This is a genomic window from Stenotrophomonas sp. Pemsol (genome assembly GCF_003586545.1).
GTDB lineage: Bacteria > Pseudomonadota > Gammaproteobacteria > Xanthomonadales > Xanthomonadaceae > Stenotrophomonas > Stenotrophomonas sepilia.
Window position 1 is genome coordinate 447350 of the sequence record NZ_CP025780.1, and the last position, 22467, is coordinate 469816.

Sequence of the window (22467 nt, forward strand, 5' to 3'; positions counted from 1 at the left end):
CATGGGCCCGAGGCATGCCTCGGGCGGGTTGGGCAGGACGCCCAACCCCGGTCTTGCCGTGTGCGCAGGACAGCGCACACGAGCAAGCGGCGGCCAAGCCTCCGGGGATGGATTCACGGCGTCTCCCGCGAACCCCACCCCCCCGACCCAGCGCGGCTTTTTGCTCTTCGCGACCAACCGACCCGCCACGAGGGGCTCAGCCGTTGGCCGGAATCCTCACAGTGCCGCGCGGATCCGCTCGCGCAGCGCTTCCAGATCCTTGGCAAACGCATCGATGCCGGTCGCCAGCTTCTCGGTGGCCATCGGATCGGCCGCCAGGTCCGCCGCGAACTTCGCCGCATCGATCGGGGTCACCGCCGTGCCATCGGCGGCGCCGGCCACCAGCTTGCGCGGCAGCTCGCCGTGGTCGGCGTCCAGCTTTTCCAGCAGGTCCGGAGAAATCGTCAGGCGGTCGCAGCCGGCCAGCGCTTCGATCTGCGCGGTCGAACGGAACGAGGCGCCCATCACCACCGTCGGCGAACCGCGACGCTTGAATTCGGCATACACGCCGCGCACGAACTTCACGCCCGGGTCTTCATCGATGGTGGCCGGGGCCTGGCCGTTGGCCACGTACCAGTCCAGGATGCGGCCGACGAACGGCGAGATCAGAAACGCCCCGGCTTCGCTGCAGGCCAGCGCCTGGGTCGGGTTGAAGATCAGGGTCAGGTTGCAGTCGATGCCCTCGGCCTGCAGGATGCGTGCGGCTTCCACGCCTTCCCAGGTCGCGGCGATCTTGATCAGGATCTTCTCGCGCGGCACGCCGGCATCGGCGTACATCTGGATGAACTGGCGGGCCTTGGCCACGGTGGCAGCGGTGTCGTGAGCCAGGTCGGCATCCACCTCGGTGGACACCCGGCCCGGCACCAGCGTGCTCAGCAGCGCGCCGACGCCGATGGTCAGGCGGTCGGCCACGGCGTGCACCACGGCTTCGCGGTCGCCACTCTGCTGGCGGCCCCAGGCCAGTTCGCGTTCGATCAGCTCGGCGTAGACCGGCAGGTCCAGCGCCTTCTTCACCAGGGTCGGATTGGTGGTGCAGTCCACCGGCTGCAGGCGCTTGATCGCCTCGTAGTCACCGGTATCGGCAACGACCACGGACAGTTCGCGCAGCTGGGACAGTTTGGACGGGGTACTCATTACGGCTCCTGGGGCAGGGGGATCGAATCGCGCGCGGTGCGCAGCGGTAATCAGGGGCGGTCGTTGTGGACCGCGGTCACGCGCAGGCGCAGCTTGCGGCCACCGGGCGCGTTCCAGTCGATGCTCTGGCCGATCGAAAGGCCGAGCAGGGCACTGCCGACCGGGGCCAGCACGGAAACCTTGCCTTCATCGACGTTGGCTTCGCGGGGGAAGACCAGGGTCAGGACGTGCTTCTCGCCCGACACTTCATCTTCGCACTCCACGCGCGAATGCATCATGACGATGCCTTCGGGAATCTGGTCCGGTGCCAGCACGGTGGCCCGGTTGAGTTCTTCAGCAAGCGCGAGCGCGGCAGGCGTCTGGCTCAGCGCAGGGGATTCGAGCATGGCGTCCAGGCGGTCCATGTCGAAGGTGGAAACGGTGATCGACGGCGGCAGGCCGCTGGCGGTACTCATGGTGAAGCTCCTTGGTTGAAAGCCATGCAAAAGGCGGCACCTGCTGGCGCCGCCTGTCTGTATTGTGGGGACAAATGCGGCCGGAATCGACTCCTGCCGATTCCAGGCCGGTACTGCGGGGGCTCAGCCGTTCAGCGCGGGGCCGGGCAGGGCCGGCGCATCGCTGCCGGCATCGAGCGCCTCCAGGGTGAACAGCGCCTGCGGCAGACGCTTGAACTGGTCGGCCAGGTCCATCAGGAAGTCGTTCATGGCCGAGCTGCGGCGCCAGATCATGGCGATGCGGCGGCTGGGACGGCCTTCGCCGGTGAAGTCGAGCAGGCGGATGTTGTTCGAGCGCGGCACTGGCGGCTGCACCGACAGGCTCGGCAGCAGGGTGATGCCGACGTCGGCGGCGACCATCTGCCGCAGCGTTTCCAGGCTGGTGGCGCGGAACTCGGACTTCTCGTTGGCGCCGAACAGGCGGCAGACTTCCAGCGCCTGGTCGCGCAGGCAATGGCCGTCCTCCAGCAGCAGCAGCTTCTGCGTGGCCAGTTCCTGCACGTCCAGGTGCTCGCGACGTGCCAGCGGGTGGCGACCGGAGACGGCCAGCAGGAACGGTTCCTCGAACAGGAACTCGGCATGCAGCTGGTCGTCGATCACCGGCAGCGCCAGCAATGCAGCGTCGAGCTTGCCTTCGCGCAGGCGGTCCAGCAGCACATCGCTCTTTTCCTCGACCAGCAGCAGTTCCAGCTCCGGGAAGCGCTCGCGGATGCGCGGGATCACATGCGGCAGCAGGTACGGGCCGAGGGTCGGGAAGATCCCCAGGCGCACCGTACCGGCTTCCGGATCGCGGCTGCGTCGCGCCGCTTCCTTCAGCTGTTCCACTTCGGACACGATCACCCGCGCCCGTGCGGCCGCTTCCTGGCCGGCCGGGGTCAGCATCACCTTGCGCGGTGCGCGTTCCACCAGCGGCAGGCCGAGCTCTTCCTCCAGCTTGCGGATCTGCGTGGACAACGTCGGCTGGCTGACAAAGCAGGAAGCGGCAGCCCGGCCGAAATGCTTGTGGTCGGCCAGGGCTACCAGGTACTTCAGATCACGTAGGTTCATCCTTACACCCCAGGGGTAACGGACCGGCTGACGGCGTGGTTACCCGACAGGCAGACAATGTTCCCGGTGATCTGGGAACGGTGGATCAGGCCGCTTCAGCAACGGCACCGCTGCTGTTGCTCACCGACGAGCGGATCAGGTGGTCGAACGCGCTCAGTGCGGCGGTGGAACCGGCGCCCATGGCGATGATGATCTGCTTGTAGGGCACCGTCGTGCAATCGCCAGCAGCAAACACACCCGGCAGGTTGGTCTGGCCGCGATCGTCGATGACGATCTCGCCACGCGGCGACAGCGCCACCACATCCTTCAGCCACTCGGTGTTGGGCAGCAGGCCGATCTGCACGAAGATGCCTTCCAGCTCGACGCGGTGGGCATCGCCGCCGATGCGGTCCTTGTAGACCAGGCCGGTGACCTTGCTGCCGTCGCCGAGCACTTCGGTGGTCTGTGCGCTGGTCAGCACGGTGACGTTGCCCAGGCTGCGCAGCTTCTTCTGCAGCACTTCGTCGGCACGCAGGCTGGAATCGAACTCCAGCAGGGTTACATGCGACACGATGCCGGCCAGGTCGATGGCCGCTTCCACACCGGAGTTGCCGCCGCCGATCACCGCCACGCGCTTGCCCTTGAACAGCGGACCATCGCAGTGCGGGCAGTAGGCCACGCCCTTGTTGCGGTACTGGTCCTCGCCCGGCACGTTCATCTGCCGCCAGCGCGCGCCGGTGGACAGGATCACCGAACGCGACTTCAGCACCGCGCCGTTCTCCAGCTGCACCTGCACCAGGCCGTCTTCGCCGGCCGGCACCAGCGCACTGGCGCGCTGCAGGTTCATGATGTCCACGTCGTACTCGCGCACATGCTGCTCCAGCGCCGTGGCCAGCTTCGGGCCTTCGGTTTCCTTCACCGAGATGAAGTTCTCGATCGCCATGGTGTCCAGCACCTGGCCACCGAAGCGCTCGGCAGCGATGCCGGTACGGATGCCCTTGCGCGCGGCATAGATCGCCGCTGCGGCGCCAGCCGGGCCACCACCGACCACCAGTACGTCGAAAGCATCCTTGGCGGCGATCTTCTCGGCATCGCGCTTGCTGGCATTGGTGTCCAGCTTGGCCACGATCTGTTCCAGGGTCATGCGGCCCTGGTCGAACACTTCACCGTTGAGGTACACGGTCGGCACCGACATGATCTCGCGCTTCTCGACTTCGTCCTGGAACAGCGCACCATCGATGGCCACGTGCTGGATGCGTGGGTTGAGTACCGCGGCCAGGTTCAGCGCCTGCACCACGTCCGGGCAGTTCTGGCAGGACAGCGAGAAGTAGGTTTCGAACTTGTATTCACCTTCCAGGTTCTGCACCTGCTCGATCAGCTCGGCGGTGGCCTTGGACGGGTGGCCGCCGACCTGCAGCAGGGCCAGCACCAGCGAGGTGAACTCGTGACCCATCGGCAGGCCGGCGAAGGTCAGGTGGATGTCCTGGCCCGGCGTGCCCAGGTCGAAGGACGGCACGCGGCCCTGGCCATCGCGCAGGACCTGCAGCGTGATCTTGTCCGACAGGTTTTCCAGGGTCTGCAGCAGTTCCAGCATTTCCTGCGACTTGGCGCCGTCGTCGGCGTGCGCGGTGATCTGGATCGGGCGGGTCACGCGCTCCAGATAGGTCTTCAGCTGCGACTGCAGGTTGGCGTCCAACATCGGGTCATCTCCTGGCTTCAGGCAAACAGGGGGCGTGGCACCGCTGTAGAAGGTAGCGGACCAGCAGGGGGTAGGGGTGAACCCAAGACAGCGACCGTGGAAGGGGCTGGCTGGCCAAGGCGGGCGAGCGTTGGCTGTCTTGGGTTCACCCCCACGCCGGCGGGGGGGACCGGCACGGGGATGAAGGGCGCGCCGTGGCGTGGGGCCACGGCAGGCCGGTACTACTTTAGATCTTGCCGACCAGGTCCAGCGACGGGGTCAGGGTCTTCTCGCCTTCCTTCCACTTGGCCGGGCAGACCTGGTTCGGGTTGGCGGCGGTGAACTGGGCAGCCTTCAGCTTGCGCAGGGTCTCGGACACGTCACGGGCGATCTCGTTGGAGTGGATCTCCAAGGTCTTGATCACGCCTTCCGGGTTGATGATGAAGGTGCCGCGCAGGGCCAGGCCTTCTTCTTCAATGTGCACGCCGAAGGCGCGGGTCAGCTGGTGGGTCGGGTCGCCGACCAGCGGGAACTGGGCCTTGCCGACGGCCGGCGAGGTCTCGTGCCACACCTTGTGCGAGAAGTGGGTGTCGGTGGTGACGATGTAGACCTCGGCGCCGGCCTTCTTGAACTCGGCGTAGTGGTCAGCGGCGTCTTCGATCTCGGTCGGGCAGTTGAAGGTGAAGGCGGCCGGCATGAAGATCAGGACGGACCACTGGCCCTTCAGGCTGGCGTCGGAAACCTTGATGAACTCGCCGTTGTGGTAGGCGTTGGCTTCGAACGGCTGGATCTGGGTATTGATGAGGGACATCATTTTTCCTCTTGGTGAAGGGGAGTGGGTGAATCGACAGGAGCTAGGTTACCCATTCGCTCGCGATAAGAACAATCCATTGATTGCATCTATTTGATAGATGGAGTCTATCAAATGGCCATGAGCAGGCACTGAACCCTGCCGCTCCCATCCTGCAACTGCTTGTGTGACAAGGAAAATCGACCGGGACGTGTGAAGAGGGCTGATAGCCCCTCCTTATACCCTCTTGCGAAACCTGAACGGATTCCAGCTTTTTGTAGCGTCGAGCCATGCTCGACGGTGGATCTGTAGAGCCGAGCCGATGCTCGGCTGTTCCAGCAGCAGCCGAGCATCGGCTCGGCCCTACAATTGAGGCATGTCTTTCCAACCCGAACCCACCCTGCGTCAGGTCGTAGCTGACGCCAGTGCCCGCTTGGGCGGTGTCGACGCCCGCCACGAAGCCGAACTGCTGCTGCTGCATGTACTGGAGCGCCCGCGCAGCTGGCTGTTCGCCCATGCCACCGATCCGCTGGCCGCCAATGACCAGGCCGCCTTCGAAGCCTTGCTGGCCCGCCGTGTGGCCGGTGAGCCGGTTGCCTACCTGACCGGGCGCCGCGGTTTCTGGACGCTGGACCTGGAGGTCGACCCGGCCACGCTGATCCCGCGCCCGGAAACCGAGCTGCTGGTCGAGTTGGCGCTGGAGCGACTGCCGCCGGACCAGGCGTTGCAGCTGGCCGACCTCGGTACCGGCAGCGGTGCGATCGCACTGGCACTGGCCAGCGAACGGCCCCGGGCACAGGTGCTGGCCACCGATGCCAGCCCGGGCGCGCTGGCCGTGGCCGCGCGCAATGCGGCCCGCCATGAACTGGACAACGTCCGTTTCGCCGAGGGCGGGCACGACTGGTATGCGCCGCTGCAGGGCGTGCGCTTCGACCTGATCGCCAGCAATCCGCCGTACATCGCCAGCAACGACCCGCACCTGGAACAGGGCGACCTGCGCTTCGAACCGTCTACCGCGCTGGCCTCGGGCATGGACGGCCTGGATGACATCCGCCGCATCGTCGATGGTGGCCAGGCCCACCTGCGGCCCGGCGGTTGGTTGCTGATCGAGCACGGTTGGGACCAGGGCGCGGCGATCCGGGCACTGTTCGAGGCGACGGGATTTGCCGAGGTGCAGACCGTGCAGGACCTGGAGCAGCGCGACCGCATCACCCTGGGCCGGCGTCCGGCCTAGAATGGAGGTTCTCCTGCCCCGGCAGGGCATCACCCTGGAGCTGCAAGCATGCGTACGCTGTACCCCGCCATCACCCCCTACGACGTCGGCACCCTGAAGGTCGACGACCGCCACACGCTGTACTTCGAACAGTGCGGCAACCCGGAAGGCAAGCCGGTGGTGATGCTGCATGGTGGCCCGGGTGGCGGCTGCAGCGACAAGATGCGCCAGTTCCACGATCCGTCCAAGTACCGCATCATCCTGTTCGATCAGCGCGGTGCCGGCCGTTCCACCCCGCACGCGGACCTGGTGGACAACACCACCTGGGACCTCGTCGCCGATATCGAGAAGCTGCGCGAGCACCTGAAGGTCGATCGCTGGCAGGTGTTCGGTGGCAGCTGGGGCTCGACCCTGGCGCTGGCCTATGCCGAGACCCATCCGCAGCGCGTGACCGAACTGGTCCTGCGCGGCATCTTCATGCTGCGTCGCTGGGAGCTGGAATGGTTCTACCAGGAAGGCGCCAACCGCCTGTTCCCGGATGCGTGGGAGCACTACCTCAAGCCGATTCCGCCGGTGGAGCGCCATGACCTAATCTCGGCCTTCCACCGCCGCCTGACCAGCGACGACGAAACCACCCGCCTGGAAGCGGCCAAGGCCTGGGCGGTGTGGGAAGGCGCGACCAGCTTCCTGCATGTCGATGATGACTTCATCAACAGCCACGAAGACCCGCATTTCGCGCTGGCGTTTGCCCGCATCGAGAACCACTACTTCGTCAACGGTGGTTTCTTCGAGGTGGAAGACCAGCTGCTGCGCGACGCGCACCGCATCGCCGACATCCCGGGCGTGATCGTGCACGGCCGCTACGACGTGGTCTGCCCGCTGGCCAACGCCTGGGACCTGACCAAGGTGTGGCCGAAGGCGAAGCTGGAAATCACCCCGGCCTCGGGCCATTCGGCGTTCGAGGCCGAGAACGTGGACGCGCTGGTGCGCGCCACCGATAGCTTCGCGTAATGCCCCGGGGTCAGATCCCTTTCCCACGGAAAGGGCTCTGACCCCAGCCAGGAATCCATCCACGCATGGCGTGGATCTACCAGTCCCCAGCCAGCAACGCGTCGGCCAGTACCTGCAATTTCGGCGAATGCTGGCGCGACGGCGGGTAGATCAGTGACAGCGCGCGGCTGCGGCCCTCAAACGGCTGCAGCACGCGCTGCAGGCGGCCATCGGCCAAGGCGTCGGCCACCGCGAAATCCATCACCTGCACGATGCCGATGCCGGCGATCGCCGCTTCCACCAGCGGATCGCCGCTGTCGAACACCATCCGCGCCGGTGGCGTGAAATCATGAAGCTGGCCGTCCTGCAGGAACTGCCAGTCCACCAGCCGGCCACTGCGCAGGTTGCGCACCGCCAGGCAGGCGTGATTCTGCAGCGAGGCTACATCGCCCGGTGCGCCACAGCGGGCCAGATAGGCGGGGCTGGCCACCGTCACCCAGCGCAGCGGCCGCAAGGGCCGCGCGACGATGCGCTGGTCGGCGATGACGCCGGTGCGCAGCGCGGCATCGAAACCTTCTTCAACCAGATCGACCAGGCGGTCGTTGAGCACGGCTTCCACCTGCAGTTGCGGGTGCTGCTGCAGCATCGGCCCGAGCAGCGGTACCAGCACCTTGCGCCCGAACATCGAGGGCGCACTGATCTTCAGGGTGCCCGAGGGCGTGCACGGACGGTCGGCCAACTGGCGTTCGGCATCCTCGAGACCGCACAGCAGGGGCGCGACCTGATCGACGAACTGGCGACCATCCGGGGTCAGTGCCACGTTGCGGGTGTTTCGCTGCAGCAGCTTCACCCCCAGCGCGGCCTCCAGCCGACTGATCGCGCGCGACAGGCCTGACTGGCTCAGGCCCAGTTGCCCGGCGGCGACGGTGAAACTGCGTGCTTCGGCCACCTGCACCAGCATGCGCACGGCATTGAGGTCCATCGAGGTTCCATTCATGCTGAAAATCATGACAGATATGGACGGAAAGGGGTTTATTGATAGCTCTGCATCAATGAGACTGCGCTCCCCCACAGCACCGGAGCGTCGATGCCTCCCCTCAAGTACCCGCGCTGGGCGCTGGCCCTGCTGGCCACCGCCCAGCTGATCATTGCCCTGGACGCCACCATCATCTTCGTCGCCCTGCATGACATGGGGCGCGCGCTGCAGATCAATGCGCAGCAGCTGCAATGGGTGGTCAGTGCCTACACCGTGGCCTTTGGCGGCAGCCTGCTGCTGGGGGGCCGTGCCGCCGACCTGATCGGCCGCCGCCGCTTCTACCGGCTGGGCATGCTGCTGTTCGCACTGGCGTCGCTGCTCGGCGCGCTGGCGCCGAACGCCACCCTGCTGATCATCGCGCGTGCGGCGCAGGGCATCGGCGCGGCATTGCTGTTCCCGGCCACGCTGGCGCTGATCAACACGTTGTATGCGGAAGGTCCGGTGCGCAACCGTGCACTGGCGATCTGGAGCATGGCCAGCGCGGTGGGCCTGGCGCTGGGCACGCTGCTCGGCGGCGTGCTGACCCAGGCGTTCGGCTGGCCGGCGGTGCTGGCGGTGATCGTGCCACTGGCCACCACCTGCGCGGTGGCTGCGGGTGCGTGGTTGCCGGCCGATGGCCCGCGTGCGCAGGGCCGCTCGTTCGATCTGGCCGGCTGCATCACCGTCACTGCCGGCGGCAGCCTGCTGGTCACTACCCTCGTGCAAGGGCCGGAGTGGGGCTGGACTGCGCCGGCCACGCTGGGCTGCCTGCTGCTGTCGGTGCTGCTGCTGGTGGCGTTCGTGCAGATCGAACAGCGCAGCCGCGATCCGCTGATGCAGTTCGCGTTGCTGCGGCTGCCCGGACTGCGCGCGGCACTGGGCCTGACCTTCGCCTTCATGAGCAGCTATGGGGTGCAGTACTACTTCATGGCGCTGTACTTCCAGGACGGCTACGGCTGGAGCCCGCTGCAGGCCGGCCTGGCATTCCTGCCCGCCACCGCGGTGTGCACGGTCGGCATCCAGCTGGCCGAGTGGACGCTGCAGCGCTGGAGCGCGCGCAAGGTGCTGGTGGTCGGGCAGCTGGCCGGCGCCATCGGTATCGCCTGGGTGGCCGCGACGCTGCCGCACGGCGCGAACTTCTGGCCGCTGCTGCCCGGCGTGGTAGTGCTGAGCATCGGCCAGGGCATGACCTGGACCTCGATGTGGATCGTGGCCGGGCAGGGCGTGCCGTCCGCACAGCAGGGTGTTGCATCTGGCATGGCGGCGACCGCGCAGCAGATCGGTGGTGCGCTGGGCCTGGCGGTGCTGGTGATGGTGGCCAATGCCGATGCGGGTGCAGCCGGGTCGCTGAGTGCACTGGCCGGGCTGGTGCGCGCCGAATACGGTGCCGCCTTGTTTTCACTGTTCGGCGTGGTGATCGCGCTGGGCCTGCGCCCGGCGCCGGCCGAATCGGCCGCCACCGTCTGCCCGGCCAACGAGGCATGATTGAAGGCGCTGCCGTGGGTGGATGTGCCGGCCAGCGGCCGGCACTACCGGTTCGGCATGGATGCACGCGCGTTCAACCCAGCGCCAGCAACTCCGGTTGCAGCGCGCTGAAGATCCGCGCCAACCGCTCGGCCCACGCCTGCTGCCCTGCCATATCGGCAATGAGGTCCTGGCGGATCTCCAGTTCCACGTGCACCAGCCCACGGCCTTCGCCATGCACCGGCACCGCGTAGTCGCTGGTGCTGCTGACCGAATACGGTTCGTTGTCCCCCACCACCAGGTCGCCTTCGTCGCGCAATGCCTGCAGCAGGGCATGGGCAAAACGCATGTCCTGGTGGTACAGCACGCCGGCGTGCCAGGGCCGCTGCGTGCCGTTCATCACGGGGGTGAAGCTGTGCATCATCACCAGCAGGGTGGGCTGGCCGGCATCACGGCGCGCATCAAGCTCGGTCTCGATGCGTGCATGGTACGGCGCGTGGATCGCATCGATGCGCTGCTGTCGCTGCGCCGCCGACAGCCCGGCATTGCCCGGCACCACGGTGTGGTCGCTCACCTCCGGAATCAGCGTCGGTGAGGCCAGTGGGCGGTTGCAGTCGATCAGCAGCCGCGAGTACGTCTGTTCGATCGCCCAGGCATCGAGCCGTTCGGCCAGTGCACGGGTGGTGCCGGCGATGCCGATGTCCCAGCCGATGTGGCGGTCCAGCTCGGCCTGGGGCAGGCCGAGCCCGGTCAACGCACGCGGCACCTGCTGGCCGGCGTGGTCGGCCAGCAGGAGGTAGGGCGAGACGCCCTGCGCCCGGTGGATCGTGTAGATCGCCGGGTCGTCGGCGCCGAGCAACGCAGGCAGCCTGTGCAGGTCGGCGTCAGCCACGTGGGCGTCCGTCCAGGTGGTGCTCGATCATCCACAGCCCGGCCCAGAGCTTGGCGTCCAGCTCGTAGCCTTCGCCCATCTTCTGCACCAGCCAGGCCGCAGCCTCGCTGCGTGGAATCTCGTGCACGGTGATGTCCTCGCTGTCATCACCGCCCCCTTCGCCGATGCGGCGCAGGCCGGTGGCGCGCACGAAGGCGATCTTCTCGCTGCTGGCGCCGGAAGACGTCGGGCCGATCATCAGCACTTCGGCGTGATCGGCGGTCCAACCTGTTTCTTCTTCCAGTTCGCGCACGGCCGAGACTTCGATCGATTCTCCGGCGTGGATGTCGCCGACCAGGCCGGCCGGCATCTCGATGGTGGGTGCCTGCAGCGGCACGCGGAACTGCTCGACGAACAGCACCTTGTCCTCCGGGGTGACGGCGATGATGATCGCGGCCAGGCCACCGGCATGGGTGCGTTCGCTGTATTCCCAGGTACCGCGCACGACCATGCGCTGGTACTTGCCTTCATAGACGACACGCGGGGCTTCGGTATTGCGCTGGCTCATGCGGGCTCGCTGTGGGAGGGAAGAGGATCGGCCACGCCGGCGGCGTCGAACAGCCGGCGGCGGGTCATCGGGCCGAAGCGCAGGGTCTGGCACAGGCCACCGAGCAGCTCTGGATCGGCCGATTGGCGCAGCAGTCCGGGCTGGCTGCCCTCCAACGGCGCATCCAGCGCGATGGTGGTCAGCTGGCGCCAGAGCTGGGCGTGCTCGCGCTGCTCGCGCAGCCGCACTGCCATCTGTGCAGCGCCACGCAGGCGCAGGAACGGCACTTCGTCCAGTCGTTCGAACAGCGCATCCATGCTGCCGAAATGGGCCAGCAGCACGGCGGCCGATTTGCTGCCGACGCCACTGACACCGGGAATGTTGTCCACCGCATCGCCACACAGCGCCAGGTAGTCGGCGATCTGATGCGCGTGCACGCCGTGCCGCGCCTTCACCCCGGCCACGTTCCAGCGCTGGTTGCGGGCGTAGTCCCACTGCTCGTCATGGTCGACCAGCAGTTGCGACAGGTCCTTGTCGGCGGAGATGATCACCCCGCGATGGCTGCTCCGGTGTACGTGCAGGGCGCTGCCGATCAGGTCGTCGGCCTCGTATTCGTGGTGGGCCAGGACGGCAAGGCCCAGCGCCGCGCACAGCGCCTTGCAGTGTACGAACTGGCGCTTGAGCGCTTCCGGTGCTGGCTCGCGGTTGGCCTTGTAGGCCGGATACAGCCGGTGGCGGAAACCACTGTCAAGCGCTTCATCGAAGGCGATGGCGATGTGCCGCGGGCGCTCGCGCTCGAGCAGGTCCAGCAGGAAGCGGGCGAAGCCGTGCACCGCATTGGTGGGCCAGCCCTGTGCGTCCTGGAACTGGTCTGGCAGTGAATGCCAGGCACGGAACACGTAGATGCTGGCATCAACCAGGTACAGCGACGGCGGGGCAGCCGGCAGGGTCATGCCGGGGGCGTCCAGTCGCGCAGCAGGGCCGCCGGGTCGGGGCGCTCGCGCTCGGGTACGTCGGCCTTGGGCGTACCGATGTGGATGAAGCCGGCGATGCGTTCGCCGTCGACCAGGCCCAGGTGGGCCTGAACAGCCGGATCGAAGGCCATCCAGGCGGTCAGCCACTGCGCGCCGAAACCCAGCGCCTGCGCGGCCTGCAGCAGGGCGAAACAGACGCAGCCGGCGGTCATCAGCTGTTCCTGTTCGGGCACCTTCGGGTCCGGCCGCGGGCTGGCCACCACCACGATCACCAGCGGTGCGTGGCTGAAACGCTGGCGGTCCTTCTCGAACACGGCCTCGCCCGCATGTGGGTCGCGCTGGCGGCTGCGTTCAGCCAGGAAGTCGCCCAGAGTGTGACGTGCATCGCCTGCGATTTTCAGGAAGCGGAACGGCACGCGCTTGCCGTGGTCGGGCACGCGCACCGCTGAGGCCAGCATCCGCTGCAGGGTGGCCGGGTCCGGCCCGGGCTCGCCCAGTTGCCGCGAGGGCACCGAGCGGCGGGCATCCAGGGCGAGCAGGGCGGCAGGATCGGGCATGGAGGCTGAACCGGTCATCACGGGCGTTTGATTATAGTCGGGGTGGTCAATGACGCCGTCTGTGTCGCGTCCGGCCCCTGAATACCAAACTGTGATGAACATCATGCCACTGGCGGGAAACGGACAGCCGCTTCCCCTCGCCTCGTGGGCCTTGCACGGCTTACGATATCTGTCTTGCCGGGCCGCCGGTCATGAGGTTTGAAGTGAGGACTGTTTCACTGTCCGTGACGGGCTGGCCGGCCTACCATCGACGTTCCGGTACATGGGGTGTGCCGGAAGCCGCGATGTCCATGCTGTCTGTCGTACCAGAGAAGGTGGGGAGCCTTCCCGAATGATGAGCGTGCCCACACCGATGGGATCGCCGGGCCGTGACCCGGCCCAGCTCCAGCGTGCCCGGGACATGGTCCTGCCCGCGTTGTGCCAGGCCTTCGGGGCGGCACTGGCGCGTTTCGACGATGCCCTGTTCGACCGCGCCGGCAATGCCGGCTCGTCGCAGTTGCTGTTCCTGGACGCGATGCGCGAACTGCGCCGGCGCCGTGAGGACATCGCGGCCGCTTTCGCCGGCCACCTGCAGCAGGCCTGGGCCGCATTGGAGGCTGGTGAGCCGCTGTCAGCCGAGGCGACCCTGTCCGGGCCGGCCGAGGATGGGCTCAGCCTGCTGGCCGAGCATGTGCTGGAATCACGGTTGGCGGTGCGCAATTTCGCCACTGTATTGCTGCGTGACTTCAAGCCGGTGCTGGCGCGGCTGGATCGCCGCCTGGGCCGGTTGATCGGCGGCGCGGAACTGGACGCCGACCACAATCCGATCAGCCCCGAACACCTGGGCGTGGCCATCCACGAAGCCTTTGCCGGCTGTGAACTGGCCCCGGAAGTGCATCTGGTGCTGATCAAGCTGTGCGAGCGCGACCTGCGTGCACCGGTCGGTCGCATCTACGAGAAGCTGGACGAGCAGCTGGCCGCAGCCGGCGTGATGTCGCAGATGGGGGCTCCGCAGCGCCCACAACCGCCGGCACCGGATCCGCGCATGGCCGGGATGCTGGATGACCTGGTCGAGCATCGCCACGGCGCGGGCGTCGATCCGGGGTTCAGCGATGACGAGCAGGCCGCACCGGCCTGGGCGCAGCGCTTCGCCGCCCGCTGGTCCGAGCGCCGCGGGCATATGCAGCAGCACCTCGGCGGCGATGACGGCGCCACCGGCGAGGCCTACGCTGGCCAGCAGGGTATGCTGCTGGAAGCGCTGCACGAACTGCTGCAGCAGACCCGCCACGTGCGTGAGGACGCCACGTCTGCGGCACAGGTGGCAGTTGGCCAGCAGCGCCCGCTCAGCCAGCGCGAAATGATGTCGGTGCTGTCGCTGCTGCAGGCCACGCCCAGCGCCACCCTGCGCGCGGCCATCGGCGAGGACGGCGAATCGCTGGCGCAGCGCCTGAAGAGCGAAGTGCTGTCCAGCGCCACCCAGCTTGGCGTCGATCCGGGCCAGACCCGGCTGGACCCGCAGGATGAGGATGCCATCGACCTGGTCGGCATGCTGTTCGACGTGATGCTGGACGAGCGTGAACTGGAAGGCCGCTCGCGCGAACTGATCGGCCGCCTGGTGGTGCCTTTCGTCAAGGTCGCCATGCTCGACCGCCGCATGTTCGTGCAGAAGACCCACCCGGCGCGCAAGCTGCTCAACTCGCTGGCCGAGGCCTGCGAGGGCAACACCGGCGAGAGCCAGGCCGAGCGCATGCTGATGGCCAAGGTCGAAGAGATCATCGAGCGCCTGGTGGCCGAGTTCAACGAGAACCTGGCGATCTTCCTGACCCTGGAAGAGGAATTCCGCGAGTTCCTGGTGCAGCATCGCCGCCGCGTGGAAATCGCCGAGCGCCGTGCCGCAGAAACGCAGCGCGGCCAGGAAAAGCTGGAAATGGCCCGCAGCCGGGCCGGTGCGGAACTGGACCGCCGCATCGGTGACGCCACGCTGCCGCCGGCCATTGCCGAGTTCCTGCGCCAGCCGTGGCAGCATCATCTCACCTTGGCGTTGCTGCGCGAAGGCGAAGAAGGCGCGTCGGTGGCCGAGGCATTGAGCCTTGGCGATGGCCTGCTGGAGGAAGTGGCCGAGGCCCGCCGCCAGATCGTCGGCAAGCCGTGGCTGCAGGCCTGGCAGCCGGTGCTGGCCAAGGTGTTTGCCAGCGTCGGCGTGCACGGCGATGCGGCAACCGCCGCCATCGATGCCCTGCATGACACCCTGCAGGGCATCGCCGAGTCGCGGCCGGAACTGCAGCGTGCGCTGCCGGAGCTGCCGCAGGTTGCCTTGCCCGCGCCGCCAGTGGCTGAATCGCCGGCGGTTGAGCTTGGCGGGCAGATTGACGCCGACGATTTCGACAACGCCGATGCCGACCGCTTCCGCCGCATGGAAATCGGCAACTGGCTGGACTTCGTCGACAAGGATGGCAAGGTGCAGGCGGGCAAGCTGTCCTGGGTCAGCCCGATTTCCTCGCGCCTGCTGTTTGTCAACCGTCGCGGCGTGCGCTTCTGCGTGGCCTCGCCGGAAGAACTGGCGGTGATGATGCGGCTGGGCCGCCTGCGTGCCCATGTTGATGATGGCGCCTTCGACAGCGCCATGCAGGGCGTGATCGATCGCCTCGACCCGGGCAGCGCCACGCTGCACTGAGCGGGTGCCGCCTGCTAGGATCGGGAAACTCACCGATCAGCGGGGACCTGCATGGCCGTGGCGTTGCTGGGGATCAAGGAGACCGCGCCGGGCGAACGGCGCGTGGCACTGACGCCGGAGACCGCGCGCAGGCTCGGGGCCTTGGGCATTGCCGTCTGGTATGAGGCGGGCGCGGGTTTGGCGGCTGGTTTCACCGACGCCGCCTATGACGATGCCGGTGCACGCGTCTTCGACGCGGGCCGCTGGGCCGAGATCGATATCCTGCTGTGCGTGCAGGCCCCCCCTGCGGCGGTGCTGGAACAGCTCAAGCCCGGCGCCAGCGTGGTCGGCCTGCTGGCCCCGGCCAGCGATCCGGCGCTGGCCGCGCTGGCGGCCGATGGTCGCCTGCAGCTGTTCCCGCTGCAGCAGCTGCCGCGCACCACCCGTGCGCAGGCGATGGATGTACTCAGTTCGCAGGCCGGCATGGCCGGCTACAAGGCGGCGCTGATCGCCGCCGAACGCGCGCCGCGCTTCTTCCCGATGCTGACCACTGCTGCCGGCACCGTGCGGCCGGCCAAGGTGCTGGTGATCGGTGCCGGCGTGGCGGGCCTGCAGGCCATCGCCACCGCGCGCCGCCTCGGTGCACAGGTGGAAGGCTTCGACGTGCGCCCGGAAACCCGCGAGCAGATCCAGTCACTGGGCGCACGCTTCCTCGACCTCGGGGTCAGCGCGGCGGGCGAGGGCGGCTATGCGCGGGCGCTGACCGATGACGAGCGCGCCGAGCAGCAGCGTCGGCTGGCCGACCACCTGCGCAGTGTGGACGTGGTGATCTGCACGGCTGCGGTACCGGGTCGCCCGGCACCGACCATCGTGACCGCCGCGATGGTGGAAGGCATGGCCACCGGCAGCGTCATTGTTGATCTGGCGGCGGAAAGTGGCGGCAACTGCGCACTGACCCTGCCGGGGCAGTGCATCGAACACCAGGGCGTGACCATCGACGGTCCGCTGGGCCTGGCCAGCCGCGGCGCGACCCAGGCCAGCGAGATGTATGCACGGAACCTGCTCAACTTCGTTGCGCTGTTCGTGCGCGACGGGCAGCTCGGTTTCGATTGGGACGACGAACTGCTGGCGAAGACGCGCTGGCAGGCGTGAGTGATACGGGGTCAGATCCCTTCGCCTCTGGCAAAGGGATCTGACCCTGGTATCCCGAAGGCTTACCTTGGCTTCGCCGGCGGCGGGTTCTCCCGCACCCAGTCCTTGCGTTGCTCCGGCGTCATCTGCGACCAGCGCTCGCGCAGTGCGTCGCGCTGCGCGGGCGGCAGATCCCGCATCTGCCCGAACAGGGCCCGGGCCTGTTCACGCTGTTCCGGGCTCATGTGCTCGAAGCGGCGCAGGCCACGGCGGGCCTTGTCGCGCTCCTCCGGGCTCATCGTCTGCCAGCGCTGGCCATGCGAGAGCATCCGCTGGCGCTGGCCGGCATCGGCGCTGTTCCAGCGGTCGCGCAGCGGCGCCAGCAAGGATTCCCGCTGCGCTTCACTCAACTGTTCCCAGGCCGGCAGCGGTGGGGCTGGCGCGGGGCGTGCGGCAGGGGCGGGCGCGGCGTTCTGCGCCAATACCGGGAAGGCCGGCAGCAGCAACAGGGTCAACAGCAGCGGCAGGGTATGCAGTCGGGACATGGTTCACTCCATCGCCAGGTCGGTATCGCCCAGCCACAGGTACAGATCGGGATTTTCGTCGTACAGCACGCTGTTGTCTTCCATCGAGGCCAGCACCGGTGCCGGCACGGCGGGCGACAGGGGGCTGTGGCCGCTGAACTGCAGGCCGATCCCCAGCGCCACCACCAGAGAACAGGCGCTGGCCAGCCACCAGCGCCAGCGCCCGTGACGGGCTGCGCTGGCGCCGTGGCGGGCCTGGCGCAACTGTGCCAGCGTGGCCGGCGACAGCGCCTGCAGCGACTGCGCGTGCAGGTTGCGCAGCATGTCATCGGAGGGCAGGGAGCGGTTCACGGGTGGGTCTCCAGGTAGTCCTGCAGCGCCTGGCGGGCGCGTGCCAGATGGGTTTTTACCGCGCCTTCGCTGCAGCCCATGGCGCGGGCAGTGGTGGCTCCGTCCAGGTCCTGCAGCACGCGCAGGGTGAAGGCCTCGCGCTGGCGTGCGGGCAGGGTACGCAGGGCCTGCACCAGTTGCTGGTACTGCTGGCGCTGTTCGTGCGCCTGCGCCGGGTCGGGGCCGGGGTCGGCCCAGTCGATCCCGCCTCCGTCGGCGTCCTGGTTGTCGCGCCAGAACGGCAGGCGGAAACGGCGCCGGCGCTGCAGGTCGATCACGCGGCGGCGCAGGATGCTCCAGAACAGGGGCGCCCATTCGGCCGCCGGCTTGTCGGCGTAGTCCAGCATGCGCATCAGCGCGTCCTGAACCGCGTCCATGGCGTCTTCGCGCTGGCGCAGGCCGGCCTCGGCGAAACGGAACGCGCGCGGGCCGACGCTGGCCAGGAACGCCTCCAGCGATGCTGGCAGGGCATCGGTGTCGGCGCTCGGGGGGACGGGGCTGCTCACCAGCACAGGGTACGGTTCCTCGCTCGGGGTCACCATCGACAACGCGTGAGCGTCACCGCGGTTGACGCCGGGTGCGCGCCGGGTTCAGCCCGTGGTTATGATGGGCCGACGAAGACAGAGCGGGAGCGTTGCCAGTGAGTGACGGGTTCGTAGCGCTGTACATCTTCATGCTGGCGGCCATCGCCGGCCACGTGATCATTTCGCGGGTGCCGGTGATCCTGCATACCCCGCTGATGTCGGGTTCCAACTTCATCCACGGCATCGTGCTGATCGGCGCGATGGTGGTGCTGGGGCACGCGCAGACGCCGCTGGAAAAGGCGCTGGGCTTCCTTGCCGTGGTGCTCGGTGCCGGCAACGCCGCCGGTGGCTACGTGGTCACCGCGCGCATGCTGGAGATGTTCAAGCCGAGCGCGCCCAAGGGCGGCAGGGACGAACCGAAGGAGCCACAGGCTTGAACATCAGCACCGTCGAACTGCTCGACTGGCTGGTCAAGGCCAGCTACCTCGTCGCCGCCACGCTGTTCCTGCTGGGCCTGCAGCGCATGGCTTCGCCGCTGACCGCGCGCAGCGGCATCCGCTGGGCCGGGCTGGGCATGCTGCTGGCCACGGTGGCGACCTTCTTCCTGCCTGAACTGCACAACGTACCGCTGATCCTGGTGGCACTGCTGCTGGGCGCGGGCCTGGCCTGGTGGTCGGCCGGCAAGGTGGCCATCACCGACATGCCGCAGATGGTGGCGCTGTACAACGGCATGGGCGGTGGCTCGGCGGCGGCGATCGGTGCGGTGGAACTGCTGCGCTATGCCTTCCTGGCCCACCGCGATACCAGCCATTGGAGCGAGCAGGCGCTGGCCGACCTGGCCGCGCGCCAGCCGTCGGGCATGGTGCTGCTGCTGGCGGTGGTCGGCGCGGCGATCGGTGCGGTCTCGCTTTCCGGTTCGGTGATCGCCTGGGCCAAACTGGACGGACGACTGGACAAGCGCGTGACCTGGCCCGGCCAGCAGGTGATGAACCTGATGGTGGCACTGGCAGTGGCGGTGCTGGCGATCATCGCGGCCAGCACGCTCAACACCTCGGCAATCGTCGTCTTCTTCGTGCTGGCGCTGGCACTGGGCGTGCTGATGACGTTGCCGATCGGTGGCGCCGACATGCCGGTGGTGATCTCGCTGTACAACGCATTCACCGGCCTGGCGGTGTCCTTCGAAGGTTATGTGCTCGGCAATGAGGCGCTGATCATCGCCGGCATGATGGTCGGCGCGGCCGGCATCCTGCTGACCCGGTTGATGGCCAAGGCGATGAACCGGCCGATCCGCAACGTGCTGTTCTCCAACTTCGGCGGCGGTGCCGGAGGCGAGGCACAGGCGATCACCGGCGCGCAGAAGCCCATCGAAGCGTCGGACGTCGCGGCGATGATGGCCTTTGCCGAGCGCGTGGTGATCGTGCCCGGCTACGGCATGGCGGTGGCACAGGCCCAGCACAAGATCTGGGAACTGGCGCAGCGGCTGGGCCAGCGCGGCGTGAAAGTGAAGTTCGCGATCCACCCGGTGGCCGGGCGCATGCCCGGGCACATGAACGTGCTGCTGGCCGAGGCCGGCGTGCCCTACGACCTGATCGCCGACATGGACGACATCAACCCCGAATTCGCCAATACCGATGTGGTGCTGGTGATCGGTGCCAACGACGTGGTCAATCCGGTGGCGCGGACCGACCCGGCCAGCCCGATCTACGGCATGCCGGTGCTGGACGTGGTCAACGCGCGCAACGTGGTGGTGATCAAGCGTGGCAAGGGCACCGGTTTTGCGGGCATCGAGAATGCGCTGTTCTACGCCGACAACACCCGCATGCTCTATGGCGACGGCGCCGAAGCGGCGGCCTCGCTGGTGAGCGAACTGAAGGCGCTCGACGGCGGGCATTGAGGACGGGGGGCGGATCCCTTTCCGAAGGAAAGGGCTCTGACCCCTTTGCCGGCCAGCGGCCGGCACTACCGAATCCACGGATCTCTACGCGCTCAGCGCGCCAGCCAGGCACCTACGGCCACGGCCACGGCCAGCCACAGCCATTCCACCGCGCCATTGGCCAGGCTGATCAGGGTCCAGGCCAGGTGCGGGCCCATCCGCGTGGTGGCATCCCACAGGTCCAGGCCGATCGAGCCGCCCATCCAGGCGCTGGCGATGGCCCAGTTGGCCACGGCGGCCACCAGCAGGGTGCCGAGCACGACCAGGGCGACGCGCAGCCGGCCTGGGCCCAGCGTGCCCAGGCGCAGCATGAACACCAGTTCCAGGGCGGCCAGCACCGCCATCCAGCCGACCTGCCGGCCGGTCATCAGCGCCAGGACCATCCAGGCGAGGGGAGCGACAAACAGGCCCAGCAGCAGCATGAGGGGCCAGAGCCAGGTCACGGTCCTGGCACGCGCGGCATTGGAGGACATCGAAGCTCCCAGAAGATCACCCACAGGATACTGTGGTTTGCCGCAGTGCACCGGCGGTGCGGGGGCGGCTGGGCTAGAATGCCGTCTTGCGTGGCCTCAGCCACGGCCCCATATCGGTCCCCATGTATTCCCGTAGCAGCGAACCTGTCCACTTCGAACGCGATTGCGAGGCCGTGATGGTCCCGCAGGGCGATACCGTGACCCTGCCTGCCGGCAGCTATGGGTACATCACCCAGGCGCTGGGCGGCAGTTATTCGGTGTTCGTCGAGGGCAACCTGTTCCGCATCGCCGGCAAGGACGGCGATGCCATCGGCAAGGAGGCACCGGCGCCGCTCGAGCTGCCGGCCGACGCCACCGATGAACAGGTGGAGCAGCTGGTGTGGCAGCAGCTGCGCACCTGCTTCGATCCGGAAATCCCGGTCAACATCGTGGAGCTGGGCCTGGTCTATGAAGTCGAGATCAAGCACCTGGATGAGGGCAAGCGCGAGATCGACGTGAAGATGACCCTGACCGCCCCGGGCTGCGGCATGGGCGAGATCCTGGTCGACGACGTGCGCAGCAAGCTTGAAATGATCCCGACGGTGGCCGAGGCCGACGTCGACCTGGTGTTCGACCCGCCGTGGAACCAGCACATGATGTCCGAGGCGGCCCGGCTAGAGACCGGCATGCTTTGACCCAGGGCCCGCAGTGACGCGGGCCCGGCACTACCCGCAACCAGAACAGGAATCCTCCGGTGTCCCAGTCCATCCCCAGCTTCGCCGTCACCCGTTCGGACCACCCGCGCAGCGCTGAAGAGCGCGCCAAGATCCTGGAGAAGCCGGGCTTCGGCCTGCACTTCACCGATCACATGGTGGAAGTGCGCTGGGACAAGGATGCCGGCTGGCACAATGCCAACGTGCGCGCCTACGGCCCGCTGCAGCTGGACCCGGCCGCCGCTGTGCTGCATTACGGCCAGGAAATCTTCGAAGGCATCAAGGCCTACCGCCACGCCGACGGTTCGATCTGGACCTTCCGCCCGGATGCCAACGGCCGTCGCCTGCAGCGTTCGGCGCAGCGCCTGGCGTTGCCGGAACTGCCGGTGGAGATCTTCGTCGAATCGCTGAAGCAGCTGATCGCCGTCGACAGTGACTGGGTGCCTTCGGCCGATGAGTCGAGCCTGTATTTCCGTCCGTTCATGATCGGCGACGAGGCCTTCCTCGGCGTGCGCGGCGCGCACAAGGCCGGCTACTACGTCATCGCCAGCCCGGCCGGCCCGTACTTCGCCAAGGGCGTTGCCCCGGTGTCGATCTGGCTGTCCACCGAGTACGCGCGTGCGGCCAAGGGCGGCACCGGTGCTGCCAAGTGCGGTGGCAACTACGCCGCCTCGCTGCTCCCGCAGCAGAAGGCGCAGGCACAGGGCTGCTCGCAGGTGCTGTTCCTCGACCCGGTCGAAGGCAAGTACCTGGAAGAACTGGGCGGCATGAACGTGTTCCTGGTCTACAAGGACGGCACGCTGGTCACCCCGGAACTGTCGGGCAGCATCCTCGAGGGCATCACCCGCGAGAGCATCCTGCAGCTGGCCCGCGACCGTGGCATGAAGGTCGAAGAGCGCAAGGTCAGCATCGACGAGTGGAAGGACGGCGTCGCCTCCGGTGCGATCAGCGAAGTGTTTGCCTGTGGCACCGCCGCGGTGGTCACCCCGATCGGCCAGCTGAAGGGCGAGGGCTTCTCGGTGGGCGACATCAACGCGCCGGCCGGCGAAGTCACCATGTCGCTGCGCAAGGAACTGACCGATATCCAGTATGGCCGCCTGCCGGACCGCCACAACTGGCTGGTCAAGCTGGGCTGATCGCCCACATCGAATCGTAGAGCCGAGCCCGCGCCCGGCTGCGCTTCTGGAAAGCCCGTCCCCGCGACGGGCTTTCTGCGTTTCAGGCCAAGGGTCAGATCCCTTTCCGCGTGGAAAGGCATCTGACCCCGGATCGGTGGACGCCGATGTCGGCAAAGTCATTCCAGGACACGTGACGACCCAGTCAGGTCTGTGCAGGGCACGAGAAAGTTCCTTCACCTTCACAAACCCTCGACCCGA

At 67.7% G+C, this 22467-nt stretch carries 23 protein-coding genes; 9 read left to right on the forward strand and 14 right to left on the reverse strand.

The window, feature by feature from the left end; genetic code table 11:
* Positions 1-216: 216 nt before the first annotated feature.
* From PEM_RS01985 to ahpC, 5 genes are all read right to left on the reverse strand, one after another.
* Positions 217-1173 (reverse strand): transaldolase, encoded by a 957-nt coding sequence (locus tag PEM_RS01985; protein ID WP_111129202.1) that lies wholly within the window; start codon positions 1171-1173, stop codon positions 217-219.
* Between the two features lie 50 nt (positions 1174-1223).
* Positions 1224-1628, reverse strand: a complete 405-nt coding sequence (gene rnk, locus PEM_RS01990) for a nucleoside diphosphate kinase regulator (protein ID WP_005408156.1) — start codon at positions 1626-1628, stop codon at positions 1224-1226.
* A 123-nt stretch (positions 1629-1751) separates the two neighbouring features.
* On the reverse strand, positions 1752-2714 hold the full coding sequence (locus PEM_RS01995) for a LysR substrate-binding domain-containing protein (RefSeq protein WP_049414506.1): 963 nt from the start codon (positions 2712-2714) through the stop codon (positions 1752-1754).
* 85 nt (positions 2715-2799) lie between these two features.
* Entirely contained in the window at positions 2800-4392 is a 1593-nt protein-coding gene (ahpF, locus tag PEM_RS02000) for an alkyl hydroperoxide reductase subunit F (protein ID WP_005415367.1), read from the reverse strand.
* A 226-nt stretch (positions 4393-4618) separates the two neighbouring features.
* Positions 4619-5182 carry an alkyl hydroperoxide reductase subunit C gene (ahpC, locus tag PEM_RS02005; protein WP_005415368.1) on the reverse strand — a complete coding sequence of 188 codons (564 nt, stop codon included), beginning with the start codon at positions 5180-5182 and terminating at the stop codon, positions 4619-4621.
* Between the two features lie 355 nt (positions 5183-5537).
* On the opposite strand from ahpC, the gene prmC reads away from it, so the two are divergent.
* Together prmC and pip are read left to right on the forward strand one after the other, a co-directional pair.
* Positions 5538-6395, forward strand: a complete 858-nt coding sequence (gene prmC, locus PEM_RS02010; protein ID WP_065196909.1) for a peptide chain release factor N(5)-glutamine methyltransferase — start codon at positions 5538-5540, stop codon at positions 6393-6395.
* 48 nt (positions 6396-6443) lie between these two features.
* Positions 6444-7385 carry a prolyl aminopeptidase gene (pip, locus tag PEM_RS02015; RefSeq protein ID WP_005415370.1) on the forward strand — a complete coding sequence of 314 codons (942 nt, stop codon included), beginning with the start codon at positions 6444-6446 and terminating at the stop codon, positions 7383-7385.
* A 76-nt stretch (positions 7386-7461) separates the two neighbouring features.
* On the opposite strand, the gene PEM_RS02020 is transcribed toward pip, so the two are convergent.
* Positions 7462-8346: a LysR family transcriptional regulator gene (locus PEM_RS02020; protein WP_005415371.1), complete on the reverse strand. Its 885-nt coding sequence runs from the start codon at positions 8344-8346 to the stop codon at positions 7462-7464.
* Between the two features lie 105 nt (positions 8347-8451).
* On the opposite strand from PEM_RS02020, the gene PEM_RS02025 reads away from it, so the two are divergent.
* A complete protein-coding gene (locus PEM_RS02025; RefSeq protein ID WP_111129200.1) occupies positions 8452-9864 on the forward strand; it encodes an MFS transporter in 1413 nt (470 codons plus the stop codon).
* 73 nt (positions 9865-9937) lie between these two features.
* On the opposite strand, the gene PEM_RS02030 is transcribed toward PEM_RS02025, so the two are convergent.
* Genes PEM_RS02030 through PEM_RS02045 form a run of 4 tightly spaced genes read right to left on the reverse strand, consistent with a single transcriptional unit; the run spans position 9938 to position 12792 of the window.
* Positions 9938-10735, reverse strand: a complete 798-nt coding sequence (locus PEM_RS02030) for an N-formylglutamate amidohydrolase (RefSeq protein WP_095379291.1) — start codon at positions 10733-10735, stop codon at positions 9938-9940.
* Positions 10728-11282: an NUDIX hydrolase gene (locus PEM_RS02035; protein ID WP_005415374.1), complete on the reverse strand. Its 555-nt coding sequence runs from the start codon at positions 11280-11282 to the stop codon at positions 10728-10730. Before PEM_RS02035 ends, PEM_RS02030 begins: the two co-directional genes overlap by 8 nt.
* Positions 11279-12214 (reverse strand): 5'-3' exonuclease H3TH domain-containing protein, encoded by a 936-nt coding sequence (locus PEM_RS02040; protein WP_005415375.1) that lies wholly within the window; start codon positions 12212-12214, stop codon positions 11279-11281. The genes PEM_RS02035 and PEM_RS02040 overlap by 4 nt, the downstream gene beginning before the upstream one ends.
* Entirely contained in the window at positions 12211-12792 is a 582-nt protein-coding gene (locus PEM_RS02045) for a nitroreductase (RefSeq protein ID WP_005415376.1), read from the reverse strand. The genes PEM_RS02040 and PEM_RS02045 overlap by 4 nt, the downstream gene beginning before the upstream one ends.
* 331 nt (positions 12793-13123) lie before the next feature.
* Here PEM_RS02045 and PEM_RS02050 point away from each other — a divergent pair, with 331 nt between their 5' ends.
* Positions 13124-15445, forward strand: a complete 2322-nt coding sequence (locus PEM_RS02050) for a DUF1631 domain-containing protein (RefSeq protein ID WP_032953949.1) — start codon at positions 13124-13126, stop codon at positions 15443-15445.
* A gap of 51 nt (positions 15446-15496) precedes the next feature.
* The gene (locus PEM_RS02055; protein WP_005415378.1) at positions 15497-16576 is read left to right on the forward strand and encodes an NAD(P) transhydrogenase subunit alpha; all 1080 of its coding nucleotides are present in this window, start codon (positions 15497-15499) and stop codon (positions 16574-16576) included.
* A gap of 62 nt (positions 16577-16638) precedes the next feature.
* Here PEM_RS02055 and PEM_RS02060 read toward each other — a convergent pair whose 3' ends face one another.
* Genes PEM_RS02060 through PEM_RS02070 form a run of 3 tightly spaced genes read right to left on the reverse strand, consistent with a single transcriptional unit; the run spans position 16639 to position 18011 of the window.
* On the reverse strand, positions 16639-17100 hold the full coding sequence (locus tag PEM_RS02060) for a DUF3106 domain-containing protein (RefSeq protein WP_005415379.1): 462 nt from the start codon (positions 17098-17100) through the stop codon (positions 16639-16641).
* A 3-nt stretch (positions 17101-17103) separates the two neighbouring features.
* Positions 17104-17403, reverse strand: a complete 300-nt coding sequence (locus PEM_RS02065; protein WP_170944959.1) for a hypothetical protein — start codon at positions 17401-17403, stop codon at positions 17104-17106.
* A gap of 23 nt (positions 17404-17426) precedes the next feature.
* Positions 17427-18011 (reverse strand): RNA polymerase sigma factor, encoded by a 585-nt coding sequence (locus tag PEM_RS02070; protein WP_080104281.1) that lies wholly within the window; start codon positions 18009-18011, stop codon positions 17427-17429.
* Between the two features lie 98 nt (positions 18012-18109).
* Here PEM_RS02070 and PEM_RS02075 point away from each other — a divergent pair, with 98 nt between their 5' ends.
* Together PEM_RS02075 and PEM_RS02080 are read left to right on the forward strand one after the other, a co-directional pair.
* Positions 18110-18430, forward strand: coding sequence for an NAD(P) transhydrogenase subunit alpha (locus PEM_RS02075; protein ID WP_005415382.1), 321 nt, complete (start codon positions 18110-18112; stop codon positions 18428-18430).
* On the forward strand, positions 18427-19887 hold the full coding sequence (locus tag PEM_RS02080) for an NAD(P)(+) transhydrogenase (Re/Si-specific) subunit beta (protein ID WP_111129198.1): 1461 nt from the start codon (positions 18427-18429) through the stop codon (positions 19885-19887). Before PEM_RS02075 ends, PEM_RS02080 begins: the two co-directional genes overlap by 4 nt.
* Positions 19888-19979: 92 nt before the next feature.
* On the opposite strand, the gene PEM_RS02085 is transcribed toward PEM_RS02080, so the two are convergent.
* Entirely contained in the window at positions 19980-20399 is a 420-nt protein-coding gene (locus PEM_RS02085) for a membrane protein (protein WP_032953950.1), read from the reverse strand.
* Positions 20400-20521: 122 nt separating this feature from the next.
* On the opposite strand from PEM_RS02085, the gene sufT reads away from it, so the two are divergent.
* Entirely contained in the window at positions 20522-21073 is a 552-nt protein-coding gene (sufT, locus tag PEM_RS02090; RefSeq protein ID WP_005415385.1) for a putative Fe-S cluster assembly protein SufT, read from the forward strand.
* A 59-nt stretch (positions 21074-21132) separates the two neighbouring features.
* Complete coding sequence (locus PEM_RS02095) at positions 21133-22227, forward strand: branched-chain amino acid aminotransferase (protein WP_005412326.1); 1095 nt, start codon at positions 21133-21135, stop codon at positions 22225-22227.
* Positions 22228-22467 lie beyond the last annotated feature (240 nt).

Coding starts and splice junctions, on each gene's coding strand:
- ahpF (WP_005415367.1), bottom strand. CDS start 4,392: ATGTTGGACGCCAACCTGCAGTCGCAGCTGAAGACCTATCTGGAGCGC.
- PEM_RS02065 (WP_170944959.1), bottom strand. CDS start 17,403: ATGCTGCGCAACCTGCACGCGCAGTCGCTGCAGGCGCTGTCGCCGGCC.
- PEM_RS02035 (WP_005415374.1), bottom strand. CDS start 11,282: ATGAGCCAGCGCAATACCGAAGCCCCGCGTGTCGTCTATGAAGGCAAG.
- PEM_RS01995 (WP_049414506.1), bottom strand. CDS start 2,714: ATGAACCTACGTGATCTGAAGTACCTGGTAGCCCTGGCCGACCACAAG.
- ahpC (WP_005415368.1), bottom strand. CDS start 5,182: ATGTCCCTCATCAATACCCAGATCCAGCCGTTCGAAGCCAACGCCTAC.
- PEM_RS02070 (WP_080104281.1), bottom strand. CDS start 18,011: ATGGTGACCCCGAGCGAGGAACCGTACCCTGTGCTGGTGAGCAGCCCC.
- PEM_RS02060 (WP_005415379.1), bottom strand. CDS start 17,100: ATGTCCCGACTGCATACCCTGCCGCTGCTGTTGACCCTGTTGCTGCTG.
- PEM_RS02025 (WP_111129200.1), top strand. CDS start 8,452: ATGCCTCCCCTCAAGTACCCGCGCTGGGCGCTGGCCCTGCTGGCCACC.
- pip (WP_005415370.1), top strand. CDS start 6,444: ATGCGTACGCTGTACCCCGCCATCACCCCCTACGACGTCGGCACCCTG.
- PEM_RS01985 (WP_111129202.1), bottom strand. CDS start 1,173: ATGAGTACCCCGTCCAAACTGTCCCAGCTGCGCGAACTGTCCGTGGTC.
- PEM_RS02040 (WP_005415375.1), bottom strand. CDS start 12,214: ATGACCCTGCCGGCTGCCCCGCCGTCGCTGTACCTGGTTGATGCCAGC.
- PEM_RS02055 (WP_005415378.1), top strand. CDS start 15,497: ATGGCCGTGGCGTTGCTGGGGATCAAGGAGACCGCGCCGGGCGAACGG.
- PEM_RS02050 (WP_032953949.1), top strand. CDS start 13,124: ATGATGAGCGTGCCCACACCGATGGGATCGCCGGGCCGTGACCCGGCC.
- rnk (WP_005408156.1), bottom strand. CDS start 1,628: ATGAGTACCGCCAGCGGCCTGCCGCCGTCGATCACCGTTTCCACCTTC.
- prmC (WP_065196909.1), top strand. CDS start 5,538: ATGTCTTTCCAACCCGAACCCACCCTGCGTCAGGTCGTAGCTGACGCC.
- PEM_RS02020 (WP_005415371.1), bottom strand. CDS start 8,346: ATGGACCTCAATGCCGTGCGCATGCTGGTGCAGGTGGCCGAAGCACGC.
- PEM_RS02085 (WP_032953950.1), bottom strand. CDS start 20,399: ATGTCCTCCAATGCCGCGCGTGCCAGGACCGTGACCTGGCTCTGGCCC.
- PEM_RS02045 (WP_005415376.1), bottom strand. CDS start 12,792: ATGCCCGATCCTGCCGCCCTGCTCGCCCTGGATGCCCGCCGCTCGGTG.
- sufT (WP_005415385.1), top strand. CDS start 20,522: ATGTATTCCCGTAGCAGCGAACCTGTCCACTTCGAACGCGATTGCGAG.